The 15,190-nt window shown below is 40.2% G+C and carries 16 protein-coding genes; 13 read left to right on the top strand and 3 right to left on the bottom strand.

The genetic code is table 11. From position 1 onward, the window contains the following. Nucleotides 1-155 precede the first annotated feature (155 nt). Genes TPSD3_RS06090 through TPSD3_RS06075 form a run of 4 tightly spaced genes read left to right on the top strand, consistent with a single transcriptional unit; the run spans nt 156 to nt 3,700 of the window. A complete protein-coding gene (locus tag TPSD3_RS06090) occupies nt 156-812 on the top strand; it encodes an energy-coupling factor ABC transporter ATP-binding protein (RefSeq protein WP_086487691.1) in 657 nt (218 codons plus the stop codon). Between the two features lie 41 nt (nt 813-853). Continuing rightward, complete coding sequence (locus TPSD3_RS06085; protein WP_086487690.1) at nt 854-1,762, top strand: alpha/beta fold hydrolase; 909 nt, start codon at nt 854-856, stop codon at nt 1,760-1,762. A 16-nt stretch (nt 1,763-1,778) separates the two neighbouring features. After that, a complete protein-coding gene (locus TPSD3_RS06080; protein ID WP_086487689.1) occupies nt 1,779-2,414 on the top strand; it encodes an ABC transporter ATP-binding protein in 636 nt (211 codons plus the stop codon). Between the two features lie 2 nt (nt 2,415-2,416). Further along, nucleotides 2,417-3,700, top strand: a complete 1,284-nt coding sequence (locus TPSD3_RS06075; protein ID WP_086487688.1) for an ABC transporter permease — start codon at nt 2,417-2,419, stop codon at nt 3,698-3,700. 67 nt (nt 3,701-3,767) lie between these two features. Here the strand turns inward: TPSD3_RS06075 and TPSD3_RS06070 are convergent, their stop codons facing one another. Continuing rightward, the gene (locus TPSD3_RS06070; protein WP_086487687.1) at nt 3,768-4,535 is read right to left on the bottom strand and encodes an HAD family hydrolase; all 768 of its coding nucleotides are present in this window, start codon (nt 4,533-4,535) and stop codon (nt 3,768-3,770) included. Nucleotides 4,536-4,874: 339 nt separating this feature from the next. Here TPSD3_RS06070 and TPSD3_RS06065 point away from each other — a divergent pair, with 339 nt between their 5' ends. Beyond that, a complete protein-coding gene (locus TPSD3_RS06065; RefSeq protein ID WP_140048499.1) occupies nt 4,875-5,321 on the top strand; it encodes an SCP-2 sterol transfer family protein in 447 nt (148 codons plus the stop codon). Between the two features lie 17 nt (nt 5,322-5,338). Here the strand turns inward: TPSD3_RS06065 and TPSD3_RS06060 are convergent, their stop codons facing one another. Then, a complete protein-coding gene (locus tag TPSD3_RS06060) occupies nt 5,339-6,649 on the bottom strand; it encodes a DUF58 domain-containing protein (RefSeq protein WP_086487685.1) in 1,311 nt (436 codons plus the stop codon). Between the two features lie 136 nt (nt 6,650-6,785). On the opposite strand from TPSD3_RS06060, the gene TPSD3_RS06055 reads away from it, so the two are divergent. The 3 genes from TPSD3_RS06055 to TPSD3_RS06045 are packed head-to-tail and all read left to right on the top strand — an operon-like array spanning nt 6,786 to nt 9,802. Beyond that, the gene (locus TPSD3_RS06055) at nt 6,786-8,597 is read left to right on the top strand and encodes a radical SAM protein (protein ID WP_086487684.1); all 1,812 of its coding nucleotides are present in this window, start codon (nt 6,786-6,788) and stop codon (nt 8,595-8,597) included. Continuing rightward, nucleotides 8,581-9,021, top strand: coding sequence for a hypothetical protein (locus tag TPSD3_RS06050; RefSeq protein WP_086487683.1), 441 nt, complete (start codon nt 8,581-8,583; stop codon nt 9,019-9,021). Before TPSD3_RS06055 ends, TPSD3_RS06050 begins: the two co-directional genes overlap by 17 nt. After that, nucleotides 9,014-9,802, top strand: a complete 789-nt coding sequence (locus TPSD3_RS06045; RefSeq protein WP_086487682.1) for a hypothetical protein — start codon at nt 9,014-9,016, stop codon at nt 9,800-9,802. Before TPSD3_RS06050 ends, TPSD3_RS06045 begins: the two co-directional genes overlap by 8 nt. A gap of 204 nt (nt 9,803-10,006) precedes the next feature. Here the strand turns inward: TPSD3_RS06045 and TPSD3_RS06040 are convergent, their stop codons facing one another. Further along, nucleotides 10,007-11,059 (bottom strand): class I fructose-bisphosphate aldolase, encoded by a 1,053-nt coding sequence (locus TPSD3_RS06040; RefSeq protein WP_086487681.1) that lies wholly within the window; start codon nt 11,057-11,059, stop codon nt 10,007-10,009. Between the two features lie 231 nt (nt 11,060-11,290). Between TPSD3_RS06040 and thrC the strand changes: the two genes are divergently transcribed. The 5 genes from thrC (at nt 11,291) to TPSD3_RS06015 (ending at nt 15,180) form a co-directional block, all read left to right on the top strand. Continuing rightward, nucleotides 11,291-12,427: a threonine synthase gene (thrC, locus tag TPSD3_RS06035; protein ID WP_086487680.1), complete on the top strand. Its 1,137-nt coding sequence runs from the start codon at nt 11,291-11,293 to the stop codon at nt 12,425-12,427. A 67-nt stretch (nt 12,428-12,494) separates the two neighbouring features. After that, complete coding sequence (locus tag TPSD3_RS06030) at nt 12,495-12,977, top strand: YajQ family cyclic di-GMP-binding protein (protein ID WP_086487679.1); 483 nt, start codon at nt 12,495-12,497, stop codon at nt 12,975-12,977. Nucleotides 12,978-13,001: 24 nt separating this feature from the next. Beyond that, a complete protein-coding gene (locus TPSD3_RS06025) occupies nt 13,002-13,949 on the top strand; it encodes a DsbC family protein (RefSeq protein WP_086487678.1) in 948 nt (315 codons plus the stop codon). A gap of 143 nt (nt 13,950-14,092) precedes the next feature. After that, the gene (locus TPSD3_RS06020; protein WP_086487677.1) at nt 14,093-14,485 is read left to right on the top strand and encodes a hypothetical protein; all 393 of its coding nucleotides are present in this window, start codon (nt 14,093-14,095) and stop codon (nt 14,483-14,485) included. Between the two features lie 17 nt (nt 14,486-14,502). Next, nucleotides 14,503-15,180: a YqiA/YcfP family alpha/beta fold hydrolase gene (locus TPSD3_RS06015; protein WP_086487676.1), complete on the top strand. Its 678-nt coding sequence runs from the start codon at nt 14,503-14,505 to the stop codon at nt 15,178-15,180. Nucleotides 15,181-15,190: the final 10 nt, after the last annotated feature.

Genomic DNA, 15,190 nt, shown 5'->3' with positions numbered 1-15,190 from the left:
CATTTTTATCCTCGATTACAATAAAGTGCAGACAGTATTCAAACGCGACTCGTGCGGCAATTTTTTCCTATGGCGCGGGAGAATAACAACAAGTTGTTTTTAATGTTAAAATAACAAAAATAATTGATCTGCTCTCAAAACAGCCGCGTAATTCCATGCAAACGCTCTTTACTCTTAAACAGCTCCGTTTTTGCTATCAAAAGCGACTTATTTTAGATATTTCTCAACTTCCGATTCCTGCGGCGGGCTGTGTGTGGTTGCAAGGGAAAAATGGCAGTGGTAAAATGACATTACTGAAAATAATTGCGGGTTTAATTCAAGCCCAATCATTAGAATTAATTCTCACCGATCACACCAAAATAACCACTCCTCACATCAAAACATGGTTGCGCAAAAACGTCGTACATTTACACCAACAACCTTATCTATTTGACACCACCGTATTTAACAATGTAGCCTATGGTCTGCATTGTCAGGGCAAAAATAAAGCTGACATTACATCCCTAGTGACACAATCTTTAGCTTGGGCTAATTTAAGTCATTTAAGCCAACGTCATGCACGCCAATTGTCTGGCGGAGAACAACAACGAGTGGCATTAATTCGGGCTTGGATATTGTCACCGCGTTTGCTGTTATTAGACGAACCAACCGCTAATATGGACAAAGAAGCCCATGATCAAACCTATGATTTATTAGCCCAATTACAACAAGACAATTTGACCATTATTCTAACCAGTCACCAATTAAATACCGAATCTAACATTAGCCAATTTTTATGGCAATTAAAAGATGGAAAATTAATTTTTAATTAAACAACTGATTATTCATTCACAAAGTTGAGTTTTTACATCACATGCCTTTTATTCAATTACCAGAACTCAATGTACATTACGAACAGGCAGGACATGGGCGAATGACTGTGGTTTTACTGCACGGTAATTTTGCTTCGTGGCGATGGTGGTTGCCGTTGTTGCGTGACTCTTCCTTAGAACATTATACTTTTTACGCGCCTGAATTAAGAGGTTGTGGCGACACGGATCATCCTGAATCGGGTTATTCGGTGGAACAATTAGCGATAGATTTATACCAATTTGTGAAGGGATTAAAATTATCTCGATTTCATTTAATTGGGCATTCTTTGGGGGGTGCGGTGAGTTTGCAATTTGCGCTAAACTATCCGCAATATTTACAGAGTTTATTTTTAATTGCGCCTGCACCTGCGGAGGGAATGCCACAATTAAAACGCACATTATTTGGTATTGGTGCGGCGGAATTAAATCATTTGGTGCGATCTTTAGATTTAAGTCGTCCGATATTAAAGCGAGCGATTAAAAAAATGATTCCCAGTTTGCATCAAGACAGTGCCATGTTAAACGCTCTGGTGGATGATGCGGTGCGGATGTCACCTGAAGCGTTAGACGGTTTTGTTGAGAGTTTATCCACATGGAATGTATTGGAACAATGCGGGCAACTGACTGTTTCTACTCTAATTTTATGGGGAGAGCAAGATGAAATTGTGTCGTATGATGCTTTAGTGCGTATGCAAGAAAAAATGCCCCACGCCCAATTGGTGGTGTGGACAGATGTAGGGCATGCGCCACAATTAGAACGAATTGATGAATTTAAACAATTGGTATTAACTTTTATTCATCATCATCCGATTGTTCAAACCACTAAACCAGACAATCATCAACCGTTAAAAAGCCGCTATGCTTTTCTCAATTGGTGGAGAAGAATCCGCCACAATTGGAAAAAGAAATAAACAGAGAAATTAAATTATGTTTCATTTACAATCAGTGCAATATCGCTATCAAGATCGAGAGGTATTGAACATTAATGAATGGCAAAGCAATGCAGGCAGTCAATGGTTAATTAAAGGACGTTCTGGCAGTGGAAAAACAACTTTATTGCATTTAATGGCGGGTTTATTGCGCCCCCAATCAGGACAAATCATTGTGGGGGGATGTGCGTTGCAAGAGCTGTCAGAACGGCAACGCGATGCTTTTCGCGCTCGCCAGATAGGGATTGTTTTGCAGCGATTGCATTTAGTTAAGCCATTGACTGTATTGGAAAATTTAAAACTGGCGCAGCAGTGCGCAGGATTACGACCAGACTTAAATCGTATTCAAAATTTACTGGCCACACTGGAATTATCCGCGTGGCAACACGCTCTGCCCCATCGTTTAAGTCAAGGTCAAGCGCAAAGAGTTGCCATTATACGCGCAATTTTGCACCGTCCACCTTTACTGCTCGCTGATGAACCCACGTCCAGTTTGGATGACGTAAATTGCCAGCAGGTTTTACATTTGTTGCAGTCGCAAGCAAAAGAATACGGCGCGACGCTGGTGATAGCCAGTCATGATTCTCGACTACAGAATGTATTCACGCAACAATTGGCTTTGGAAATGAATTAACGATGAATCAATTGCAAATCATTTGGGCTTATTTTCGTTATCGTCCTTTGATGGTTTCATTAAACTTATTATTAATGACCATAGGTATGATGTTAATTACGGCTCTATTCATGATCAGTGAACAATTAGAACAACGCCTTAGTCGCAATGCTGAAGGCATTGATTTAGTTATTGGTGCAAAGGGAAGTCCATTACAACTTATTTTAGCTTCTATTTACCATTCTGATATGCCCACAGGAAATATTCCTTTATCGGAAGTAAAACCGTTATTAAAATCACCCTTGATTGAGACAGCTATTCCCTTAGCATTAGGGGATAGTTATCATGGTTTTCGCATTGTGGGAACGAGTTTAAATTACCCTACTCATTACCATGCTCAATTAAGTGCGGGACATTGGTGGGATGAGCCTTTACAAGTGGTTTTAGGCGCAACGGTTGCGCGGCAATTAAATTTATCATTGGGACAGCATTTTGTTGGCTCTCATGGTTTGGGCGAAACAGGCGATGTTCATGATGCGCATCCCTATGTAGTGGTTGGCATTTTGGCAAAAACGGGCTTAATTATAGATGAATTAATTTTAACTTCCGTCGTCAGTGTGTGGCAGGTTCACAGCGAGCATGGGACAGAGGCGCATCATGCTGATGCTCAACCCAATCACGAACATGATCACGAGCCTCATTCTGCAATCCATAGCGAATCTATAAATACCCATTTAGGTGTTGATTTAGGGATTGATTTAAGCTCGATTGATGAAAAAATGGAACTCACTGCGGTATTGGTTCGTTATCGTTCGGCATTAGCCGCCGTGACCTTGCCGCGTTTGGTGAATCGTCAAAGTACATTACAAGCGGCTGTGCCTGCTTTTGAAATCAGTCGATTATTAAAAATAATGGGATTTGGTATGGAGGGTTTAAAAGGCTTTGGCATTCTGTTGATGCTCATTTCTGCATTAAGCATTTTAATTAGTTTATATTATGCTTTACAAGAGCGTTATCAGGATTTAGCATTGATGCGTTTATTGGGGGCAAGTCGAAATGTTTTATTAAGCCAACTTTTATTAGAAGGAATGATCATTGCTTTAATAGGTGCTGTATTAGGCATTATATTTGGGCATGGTTTAGTGATAAGTTTGGCGTATTGGTTTTCTATTAGTGATTCGGTAATGATGCTTAATATAACACTGTTATTGGGATTGTTATTATTTGCTTTATTACTGGGTTTATTAGCAGCAATAATTCCTGCATGGCGGGCTTATCATACTGAGGTGGCGACGGCGTTGCAGTAGCGGTAAGCGATTTTATCGCACTCAAATCAACGCCCATTTCCACCCCTTGTTAATCAGGAAGCCGTTTTTATTCCCGATTGATTAAACGATTAAATAGTGCCAAATCAACGCAATTACTCCCTCCCATTGATCCTGCAATGGCTTGACAAGGCGCATCAGGCTCACCCAATTGATTCACCACCAAAGCGGCACCGGTAAAATTTTCATTAGCGGTATAATCATTAAGCGTAATGAGTGTTGTCAATTCTGCTTGCAATGCCGCTTGCAATCCATTGGCAGAATCTTCGATAGCTACGCATTCATTAGCGGGCAATTGCAACTTTTCTAAGGCGTAAAAATAAATGTCAGGGGCAGGTTTTTTAGCAGCCACCACGTCTCCCGCGGCAATCACGTCAAACCAGTTTATGGCATCGGAAGAAAGGGTGCAGCTTAATAAGTGATGTACATTTTCTAATGTGGTGGTGGTGGCAATGGCTAATTTTACGCCCGAATTTCTGGCTGCATTAAGCAAACGCAACACGCCAGGGCGCAAAGGAATTTTACCCGCTTGTAAAATTTGCAGATAACGCTTATTTTTCTCTTGATGTAAGGTATTAATAAGCGTTTCTATAGGCATTCCATTAGGCATATCGGGTTGGTAATGTTCAATAAAATGGGCAAGGCGTTCTTTACCGCCTGTAATTTTCAACAATTCGCCATATAATCCATCAGACCAAAACCAATTCAGCGAATGCGCCATAAAGCTCTCGTTAAATGCCACGCGATGCCCATCACGTTCTGTTTCTGCCAAAGTGCCATCGACATCAAAAATTAAAGCGGATAAACGATGTGTCATTAAAAAAAATCCTCCCTTCATTGTTTTATAAAAATGTGGTTAAATAATAGCAATATTTTTTGTTTTAAGCACCTATACCAAAATTAAGCCATTCATAAAAATTTTTGTCTGAATCGGAATGGATGGAGTTTTTTTTAATTTTCAGACAAATTATTTTTGTTCATGGCTTAATTTTGGTACAGAACACTAAATTAACCACTATTTTCCCATCCCCCATAAACTGTGCATTGAGAGGGCGAGATGTGTCGCACAAACTCAATTCACTTATTTCAAATGGCATCATTTTTGCTCAACCATTAAATTATTTCAGTTATAGAAAATAACAATTTAAAGGTGATAATGATGGCCATTTCAGAATTAATTTTATTTTCTGAACCTTGGATGCACGCATTTGGTGAATGTTGGCTTCATGATTCAGAAATTAATCGACTGTTATTCAATCAAGAATTTACAGCTTCAATTGCTTATGGTTTTATTGATAACACACAACCGAGAGGCGTGGTTATTATCAATAACAGTTGTTTGCAAGAAGCGCGCTTATATCAAGGAGAGCCGCTGGATTGGGACTTGCGGGCGCGTCCTGATACGTGGAAACGGTGGTTGTCTGAAGGTTTTCGTTTAGAGCGAATGGGTTATATTTTAGCGAATAAAGAATTAATTTTTGAGCAAGGCGATTATCGTAAAATGCTGCATGTTCCGCGTTTAGCCAGCGCATTTTTTCGCAGTTTTGAATTAATGCAAAAAATCCCTACCCAAGTGCCACAATCACTTTATTATGCGGCATAAATAAAGTTTTACGATTGCTATAATTGCCCACTGCGTTTAATTTCTAAATAACGGTTGACCATGCGAATGGGTAGCTGTGTGGGTGTCGTATCGACATACAATACTCCTTTTTGTGCCAACTGCTCATGCGCATGATGGCGTTGTTGCAAATAATCATGAGTTGCCGCATAACGAATGGCATCTGAAAAACGTTGAATGGGTTTTTCTAATACTTCCGTTAAAATTTGCTCTTGCAAAGACGCTAATAACACCAAATGTTTTTGCCGTAATAAAGCTAATGTAGGTTCTAAATCACTGCTGTCTTCATCGCGTAAATTAGAAATTAATACCACCAAAGCGCGGCGTTGTTGTCGCTGCATTAAAGATTGCGCCGCGGCCACATAATCACTGGCTTGTATTGAGGGTTGTAAATCATAAACCGTATTTAAAATTAAATTAATAGTGTTCATTCCTTTTCGCGGTGCAAACCAGCGAGAAGTACCGCTAAATGTCATTAATCCTAAGGCATCGCCTTGACGTAATGCCACATAAGATAATAACAAAATAGCATTTAAAGTATGATCGAAATGAGACAATTCATCATCCTGCGCCAACATCCGCCGTCCACAATCAATTAAAAACACAATCTGCTGATCCCGTTCTTCCTGATATTCGCGTGAAATTAAACGCCGATAACGCGCGGTGGCTTTCCAATCAATTTGTCTTAATGCGTCGCCTTCTTGATATTCGCGTAATTGATGAAAATCAAGCCCTTCCCCGCGTCGTTGACGCTTGCGGATACCCAATTGTCCCAAACGATTTTCCGTTGCCAATAAAGCATATTTACTAATCAGGCTAAAATTAGGATAAATGCGAATAGTTTTATTCAGCGTAATAAAGCGTCGATGTTCCCAGCAATGCCATTTAGAATGCACACGCAAATGCACGCCTTTAAATGCGCTTTCCCCGCGGCGATAAGGTTTTAAACGATAACGTAAAGCAAGCGTTGATTTGGCAGGTAATTGACCGCGATAAGGCAGGCCTTGAGTGGTGCTATATAATGGATAATCATCAAAGACAGTAAAATAATAAGGTATTTTCGTAGAATTACTTAATTGTAACTCCACGTCATTCCATACATTTAAAGCCAAAGAATTAGCCACTTCTCGCGTAATGTGGGGGTTAATGCAGCGATAAACCTGCCACGCATCAATAATTGCAATAACCGCTAATACTCCGCCACTCACTGTCCATAATGGCAATAAAAAAGGTTGGAATGCCACCAATAAAGCCAGCAGCGACCATATTATTAATAAATAAAGTAAAGTGTTTGCAGGACGTAACGTCAATTTTTTGTCACCTGTTAAAAGTCGCTTGTCATCATGGGGTAAAAAAAATCTGTTGCAATGATTTGCAGAAAAGGTTTAATTCCATCTAAAATTCTTAATAAGCGTCGAATCATAACAACTTATCAGGGGATCAACAATGTTAGCGGTAAGAAAACCCATACATTTGCTTTATGTACCCACTATTTTTTGCAATATGGGATGTCACTATTGCTATTTGGGACAATTAACCGAGCAGCCCATTGATAGCGCACAAGTATTAAACATATTAGATGTCGCATTAGAAAAATTATTAACCAATGGCTATTTACCTTTTAATTTATCTTTTCACGGTGGCGAAGTCACTACTTTACCCAGTACAATTTTAGATCAATTATTCAGTATTGCCGCTGGACATTATGAAAAATATCGCGCTGATATTCAACAATTAGGTTTTAAAATAAGTCCTGTTCATGTAAAAACTAATTTATTACAATTTGATAAACATTACGATATTTTTTTAAAGCATCAAGTTTCTATCAGTGGCAGTGTAGATTTGCCCTTGCAATTACATGAACAATACCGTCGTGATAAGAAAAATCGCAGCACATTACCTCAGATATTAATGCAATTAAAACGATTGGCACAATATCCCTATCGTAAAAAGATTTCTTGCGTAGTAACTCAAGCACATTTCCATGCAATAGACGCATTTATTGCGGATATTCATTATCTTCATGATGAAATTGGTTTAGACATGAGCCGATTTAATGTTATGTTTGGTTTTGATTCTGCGCAAAATAAAGATAAATTTGCCGCGAAAATAGCAGGGACAGAAATGCTAACGCCCGCGCAACAAGTGGAATTTTATCAAGCCATTAAAAAGGCTTTTCTTCACACGCCATTAGAACAGGCTTTTTATCAAGAATGGTTTAAAGAATTCACACCCGAATATTGTTGTTCCGCGCCTAATTGTGGCAATAAATTCTTTTTGTTACAAGCCAATGGTGATGTTTATTCTTGCCCTAGGGGGCAATCTTCGCTTCACTATCGTTATGGCAATATTTTTACTGATGATATTGAAGATATTATTAACAATGGTTGGAAAGTCATTGAACGCAACGAAAACCGTTTAGATATTGATGCAGAATGCCAACAATGCGCTTATATTGCTTACTGCCATTCAGGTTGTACTTTTGTGCGAGATGAAACCCAATTAAAGAAAAGTTACACCTGCGAATTGCAAAAAGTCATGTATCAAGATGCAGCCGATAAATACCCACCGTGGCCAGCGGATCGAGTGGCGATTTATGTGCAGCGTTTTTTATTGCGAAATAATTTAAAACAATTATCAGTGATTCATCGCAAGAAAACCCAAGTTTTTACGCCAGAAATTATTGCGCCTGAAAACAGTTTAGCCGCATTAATTGATAACGATCCGATTCTGCGAGATTTATACCGTGATGATTTATTCTTTTTGCAGATTGATCATAGCCGTTATTATTTGCAATCGGCTATTTTAAAAACGGAATATGACATGGAGTTTTTAGATGTCAATAGCGAAATTTATTTAGGCATTCATCAAGACACGTTTACTCTTGCGACAGATGATATAATCAATAACCATTTACATCTTATGTTATTGAGAAACACCACAGTCATTTATGGCGATGAAAAACGACAAAAACAAGAGCATATTTTTGATTATCTTTTACATTATTCATCGTGCATTAAACATGCAACAGTGGAAGGTAATTATTGGATTATTGATATTGCGCCTATTTTAAAATTACACGCTCATTTTTATTTACCAGACATTAAGAATAACTTGTTTATTACCACCAAAGCCCTGCGTGATTACCATTATCTTAAACACAAGAAAAATGCGTTTTATCATATTCAGGCAATTAATTTACCTTTTCAAAACCTTGAGTTTTTTTGGCAGGAGACTTCTCATGACACAAGCAATTGAATATTCTGTTTTAGAAAAGAAAACGGATTTATTTTTAGGATTGTTGGCTTTAAAAACGGCACGTGATGTGTTAAAAGACAAGATTATTCGCCATTTAAGCGAAAATGGACAATTGGCTTATGTGCTGTTTAGACATTCTTCGCTGTATTTTTTTATTGCCGACCAAGTCAGCACCATAGAAAACACGGCGGATCAATATGCTAAAGCGGATTATTTGCGTTTTGATGGGCGCAAAATCAGTACCTTAGACCCAGAATATTATCTGGGCGCAGCCAGAACGCCTGCGGCGGTGGCTGGCACATTTTCGCCAGTCGCAACAGGGGTTGCTGCAACAGTGGGTTTTTCTTTCTTTTTTGGAGTTGAGGCAGACAGCAGTAATAATAATAACAACAACAATAATAACGGTAATAATAACAATGGATAGTTATTCATTTGCCGTTGTTGCGCCGTCTGTTATAATAATATCCGTTATTGCCCTCATTTATTTGAGGGCGATAACAAAGAATTATCGGGTTATTAAAACGCATCATTTTATTTTAACCCATTTAAAAAACGCTCCCATTGCCAGCCCTGAATATGTTGATTGTTATGTGCTGTTTTCTGGGCGATTAAGCGGTAAAAATACATTATCTACTTCACCTTTATTTGGTATGAATGGTCTTTTTTTTCAATCCCAAGTCATTGCACAATGGGAAAGTAAAGAGAAGAAACCAAATAAGGGAATGAAAACCCATAAAAAAACTATTTTTGAAGCGCAATCTGCTCCTGTTATTTACTTAAAAAGTAAGGACAATGATCTTGAATTAGAAATTGACCTGAGTTCTTTTTATAAAGAAGGTCATGTGTCTGTTTATCTTGAGCATAAGGAACAAGAAAAATGTCCTGAATATTGTCAAGAAAAAGCGGATGCTCGTTATAGCAAATATCACTTGATAGAAGCTATTTTTAACGCAGAAACAACTTTAACGGTTTACGGGCAATTGATACAGAAAGAAACCCGTAAATTTTGCCTTACTCCCACGCATGCGCTTTATTATCCCTCCCTCATCTTCGATCCCAATACGAAAGAATTAGATACGGAAATCATTCAGCTTTGCCATAAAGAGAAAAAAATATCAGTAGTATATATAGTGCTTTGGTCATTCATTTCTTTGTTTTTCTTTTATTGGCCTGTGATGGCAATCGTGCAGCATTATTTTGAATGAATAAAATAAACAATCCAATCAAAGCGCGCCCAAAAAAGCGCGCTTTTCGCCTTATCAATGACAATCACTAATCTCCAAATATTTCTCTGAAGATTATCATCAATTCGTGAAATAATTTCAATATTCACATCGGCTGTACCCTTCTCCCACAACATATCAAACCCCAGGCCGCCCCAAAAAGCACAGCCTGAGTTTTAAAACCAATTACGCAATGGTCACAGATTTAGACAAATACACGTCTTGAATCGCGTTTAGAATCGCTACACCGTCTTTCATTGGGCGTTGGAAGGCTTTGCGGCCGGAAATCAGACCCATACCGCCTGCACGCTTATTAATCACCGCAGTGCGCACGGCTTGGGCTAAATCGCCACTGCCTTTTGACTCGCCGCCAGAATTAATCATGCCCACTCGCCCCATATAACAATTCGCCACTTGATAACGCACCAAATCAATGGGATGATCCGTCGTTAATTCGCTATAGACTTTGGGGTGAGTTTTGCCAAAATTAATCGCGTTATAACCGCCATTATTTTCAGCCATCTTTTGCTTGACAATATCCGCTTCAATGGTCACGGCAATATGATTGGCTTGACCCGTTAAATCGGCAGAAACATGATAATCTACGCCGTCCTTTTTAAAAGCATTATTACGAGTATAAGCCCATAATACTGTCACCATCCCCAAATCATGCGCCCGCTTAAACGCTTCCATCACTTCAGTGATTTGTCGCCGCGATTCGGGAGAACCAAAATAAATCGTCGCCCCCACCGCCACCGCACCCATATCAAAGGCTTGTTCTACGGTAGCATAGAAGGTTTGATCATAAGTTGTGGGATACGATAAAATTTCATTGTGATTTAACTTGACCAAAAACGGGATTTTATGGGCATAACGACGCGACACCGAACTTAACCCGCCCAACGTCGAAGCCACCGCATTACATCCCCCCTCTATCGCCAACTTCACAATGTTTTCAGGATCAAAATAAATCGGATTGGGCGCAAAAGATGCCCCTGCTGAGTGTTCAATCCCCTGATCCACAGGTAAAATGGACAAATAACCCGTTCCCGCTAAACGACCGTGATTAAATAAGGTTTGCAAATTACGTAAAACGGTGGGTTTACGGTTATGACTGCTGAAGGTTTGATCCACAAAATGAGGATTAGGTAAATGAAGCTGCTCTTTGGGAATGGCTTTACATTGATAATCTAACAATGATTCCGCTTCTTGACCCAGCAGTTGCATAATATCCGTCATAAAAAAGACTCCTTTGTTGGAATTTGCAATAATCGCGTCATAATAAAACGCACGCATGAATTTTTTTAATCTTCATTCAAGATTTGACCTTAAAAACAGGTCTAGTGTAAAGCGAATCAGGCTTTTTTTCACCTGATTTTCATGGCCGCCTCGACGGATTAATGGTGTCTTATGCGACATTGTCAAGGGTTGGGCTTTTTTTAATATTACAAACCGAAGGAACTATGAAGAATGACTTTTCGCCAACGTTATACGGGATTAATTGATCGGTATCGAGATCGTTTACCGATTCACGACGATACTCGTATTATTAGTTTAGGAGAAGGCAACACGCCGCTGATTCGCTTGCACCACATTCCCAAAATGTTGGGCAAAGAAGTAGATATTTACGTGAAATATGAAGGACTCAACCCCACGGGATCGTTTAAAGATCGCGGTATGACAATGGCGGTCACCAAAGCGGTGGAAGAAGGCAGTCGTGCCATTATTTGTGCTTCAACTGGAAATACTTCAGCCGCGGCGGCTGCTTATGCGGCACGAGCAGGAATCACGGCTTTTGTCTTGATTCCAGAAGGAAAAATCGCACAAGGCAAATTGGCACAAGCCATGATGCACGGTTCTATTGTTTTACAAGTGCAAGGCAATTTTGATGCGGGTATGAAATTGGTTAAAGAAGTGGCCGAAGAAGCTCCTGTTACTATTGTGAATTCGATTAATCCTTATCGTTTACAAGGACAAAAAACGGCCGCGTTTGAAATTGTAGAAGAGTTAGGGCGTGCGCCAGATTACCATTGTTTGCCTGTGGGGAATGCAGGAAATATTACAGCACATTGGATTGGGTATTGCGAATACTCTCGTCGGGATGACGAAATTGTTACACACGCCTGTGCTTTTTGTGAAGGTCATTGTCGTTTTGGTGGTGGAATCACGGGCAACCGTCCCAAAATGGTAGGGTATCAAGCCAGCGGTTCTGCGCCATTTTTGCGCGGTGCAATGGTGGATAATCCAGAAACTGTGGCTACGGCCATTCGCATCGGCCACCCCCAAAGTTGGGGACAAGCATGGCGTGTACAAGAAGAGTCTAACGGTTGGTTTGACGAGTGTAGCGATGCTGAAATTTTAGCCGCACAAAAATTATTGGCCGAAAAAGAAGGGATTTTTTGTGAACCCGCCTCGGCCACATCGGTTTCTGGTGCGCTACGCGACATCGAACGCGGACGCATTCCCGAAGGCAGCACCGTCGTGTGTACGCTCACAGGACACGGTTTGAAAGACCCCGACACCGCCATCAAACAAAGCACTCGTCCTGTTTTAACCATTCCTGCTGAATTAGATGCGGTGAAACGGGCTATTTTAGGCAATTTATAATTTTTTAGGAATTGGGAATAACCAGTTTTATACTCAGGTTATTCCCAAATTAATACGGATTTTTTTTATGCCTTCATTTGACATTGTTTCTGAATTAGATCAACATGAATTGAGCAATGCTCTGGATCAAGCCAATCGAGAAATTGACAGCCGTTTTGATTTTAAAGGGGCGGATGCACGAGTGGAACGCCAAGAGTCCGACCTTTGTTTACATGCCCAAAGTGCGTTTCAATTGGAGCAGATGCTAGATATTCTGTACAAAAAAGTCACAAAACGCGGGATTGATCTGCGGGCTTTGTCGCCTGAAACGCCAGTGGTTCAGAATTTACGCGCTTCGCAAGCCGTGAAAGTCAAACAAGGAATTGACAGTGATGTGGCCAAAATATTGGTAAAACACATCAAAGAGAGTAAGCTAAAAGTACAAGCCACCATTCAAGGCGATCAAGTGCGTGTCACGGGTAAAAAACGTGATGATTTGCAAGAGGCTATTGCGCTCTTGAAAGCCCATGATTTTGGCTTGCCTTTGCAATTTACGAATTTTCGAGATTAACAAAATTATTTGAGGTTTAATGTTATGTCTATTCGTCATCGATTAGCGATGTGGGGAATGTTGTCATTGCTGCCTTTTTCGGGTGTGATTTACGCCCAAACTGCGCCCACCGAAACGGCGGAAACACCAGAAGCGGTGGAAACAGTAGCCACCGAAACCACAGAAAAACAAGCGGTAGAAGCCGCAGAAGCGGTTGATCCTGTTGTCGAAGAAGTAAAAACGGCAGAAACCGCCCCAGCCGTTCCTGTCCCCACACTGACACCCACGACAGCCCCCACGGCTTCAGCCTTTCCTGAAGCGGTTAAAGAGGCTTTATTTCGCACCTTTCAAGCCGATTTAACGCCAAAAGCACAGATTTCTGCTGAGAAAGTGGCAGGTTTTTATGAGATTATTTTGGGTTCAGACGTGTTTTATGTCAGTGAAGACGGTCATCATTTGTTTATCGGTGAGGTTCGGGACACTTTAACGGGCGAAAATTTAACCGACAATACCCGTAATGGTTTGCGTAAAACGGCAATGGCCACTGCAAAAGAAGCTGAAATGGTGGTTTTTGCGCCAGAAGGTGACGTAAAGCATACGATTAACATTTTTACGGATGTGGATTGTCCTTATTGCGCGAAATTACACGACGAAGTGCCTAAATTGAATGCAGGCGGGGTAAAAGTGCGTTATTTGGCTTATCCGCGGGCGGGCAAGGGTTCAAAAACCTACAACACAATGGAATCCGTCTGGTGCGCTGATAATACACAACAAGCCATGACCGATGCCAAAGCACGTAAACCTGTACCAGAGAAAAAGTGCGACAATCCATTGGAGGCGCATTTGGCTTTGGGACAGCAAGTCGGGGTGACGGGAACGCCTGCGATGGTTTTGGAAAGTGGCGAATTGGTGCCGGGTTATGTTCCCGCCGAGCGATTGTTGGGCTATTTGGAACAAAAACCGATGGCTGATAACGCTGAAATAGCCAAATAGTTTTATTGTACTTTGTAAAGCACATTAAGTGTTAAATATCATTTTTATTTGGTGCTTAATGTGTGTTATAAAAGGCAGAATATTAAAAAAATATTTGCGGAGATTTTATGGCAAATATCACTTGAACCACAAGGACGTATAATATGCTTAAAGAAATCACAGTACATCGACAAGATGAATCTGACCGCATTAAACGTTGGTTTCAAAACAGTTATTTTGATTTATTTACTTGGCAAGATTTAAACGGCGACATATTAAGTTTTCAACTTTGCTATGACAGGAGAGGTCGGGAGCGGGTGATTTCTTGGGATGCGCGTCATGGTTTTGAGCATTCTTGTATAGACGACGGCGAATCGATGCCTAATCGTAATATGACTCCTGTTTTTGGTCAAGATGCGTTATTTTCGGATCAACATGTGGTGCAAGCCTTTGAAAATGCCAGTTGTGGTATTGATCCTGAAATTGGTCAATTTGTGTTGAAACAATTAAGAGCGTTTCAGCATCATTCTCAAGTTAATACCTCTTCTTCATTATAAATTTTTATCAAATTCTCATGTCAAGTTCTTATCTTTATTTACACGGTTGGGCATCGAGTCCTGATTCTCATAAAGCGCGTTTTTTTCGGCAAAAATTTGCTGAAAAAGGTTTAATTTGCCACGTGCCTGATTTAAATCAACCTGATTTTTATCATTTAACGTTGTCACGACAAATTAAGCAAGCGGCCGAATATTTACATCCAAATGCAGAAAATATTGTGATTGGTTCTAGTTTAGGTGGATTAACGGCGTTGTGGTTAGCGGCGCAATATCCTGTGGTGACTCGTTTAATTTTGTTTGCGCCGGCGTTGCAATTTTTTTCGCGTTGTCAGCAATTAATTGGCGCGGAACAAATGCGAATTTGGCGAGAAAAAGGTGAATTGCCCATTTATCATTATGGCTATGAGCGGTTAGAAACATTAAGTTATGAATTTATCACGGATATGGCAAATTATTGCGATGATGAATTAACTCGTCCAATTCCCACTTTAATTCTGCATGGAATTCAGGATGAAGTCGTGCCTTTTGCCCATTCTCAAGCCTTTGCAGCCACTCGTCCATGGGTGCAATGTCGCGCTTTGGACAGTGATCATGGTTTGAATAATGTGCATGAGGAATTGTGGGGGGCGGTGGAGGGGGTTAGCCTTTTATTTCAAAAAAATAACCAAACAAATTCACCAGAATTTAAATCTTAATTTCTGACAA

The sequence above is a fragment of the Thioflexithrix psekupsensis genome (assembly GCF_002149925.1).
Lineage (GTDB): Bacteria > Pseudomonadota > Gammaproteobacteria > Beggiatoales > Beggiatoaceae > Thioflexithrix > Thioflexithrix psekupsensis.
The sequence above is the reverse complement of the archived record's forward strand: the minus strand, read 5'-3'. Positions and strand labels throughout refer to the sequence as shown.

Excerpts from the sequence above, each read along its gene's own strand:
- TPSD3_RS06090 (WP_086487691.1), top strand. The coding sequence starts at position 156 with ATGCAAACGCTCTTTACTCTTAAACAGCTCCGTTTTTGCTATCAAAAG.
- TPSD3_RS06085 (WP_086487690.1), top strand. The coding sequence starts at position 854 with ATGCCTTTTATTCAATTACCAGAACTCAATGTACATTACGAACAGGCA.
- TPSD3_RS06080 (WP_086487689.1), top strand. The coding sequence starts at position 1,779 with ATGTTTCATTTACAATCAGTGCAATATCGCTATCAAGATCGAGAGGTA.
- TPSD3_RS06075 (WP_086487688.1), top strand. The coding sequence starts at position 2,417 with ATGAATCAATTGCAAATCATTTGGGCTTATTTTCGTTATCGTCCTTTG.
- TPSD3_RS06070 (WP_086487687.1), bottom strand. The coding sequence starts at position 4,535 with ATGACACATCGTTTATCCGCTTTAATTTTTGATGTCGATGGCACTTTG.
- TPSD3_RS06065 (WP_140048499.1), top strand. The coding sequence starts at position 4,875 with ATGATGGCCATTTCAGAATTAATTTTATTTTCTGAACCTTGGATGCAC.
- TPSD3_RS06055 (WP_086487684.1), top strand. The coding sequence starts at position 6,786 with ATGTTAGCGGTAAGAAAACCCATACATTTGCTTTATGTACCCACTATT.
- TPSD3_RS06050 (WP_086487683.1), top strand. The coding sequence starts at position 8,581 with ATGACACAAGCAATTGAATATTCTGTTTTAGAAAAGAAAACGGATTTA.
- TPSD3_RS06045 (WP_086487682.1), top strand. The coding sequence starts at position 9,014 with ATGGATAGTTATTCATTTGCCGTTGTTGCGCCGTCTGTTATAATAATA.
- TPSD3_RS06040 (WP_086487681.1), bottom strand. The coding sequence starts at position 11,059 with ATGACGGATATTATGCAACTGCTGGGTCAAGAAGCGGAATCATTGTTA.
- thrC (WP_086487680.1), top strand. The coding sequence starts at position 11,291 with ATGACTTTTCGCCAACGTTATACGGGATTAATTGATCGGTATCGAGAT.
- TPSD3_RS06030 (WP_086487679.1), top strand. The coding sequence starts at position 12,495 with ATGCCTTCATTTGACATTGTTTCTGAATTAGATCAACATGAATTGAGC.
- TPSD3_RS06025 (WP_086487678.1), top strand. The coding sequence starts at position 13,002 with ATGTCTATTCGTCATCGATTAGCGATGTGGGGAATGTTGTCATTGCTG.
- TPSD3_RS06020 (WP_086487677.1), top strand. The coding sequence starts at position 14,093 with ATGCTTAAAGAAATCACAGTACATCGACAAGATGAATCTGACCGCATT.
- TPSD3_RS06015 (WP_086487676.1), top strand. The coding sequence starts at position 14,503 with ATGTCAAGTTCTTATCTTTATTTACACGGTTGGGCATCGAGTCCTGAT.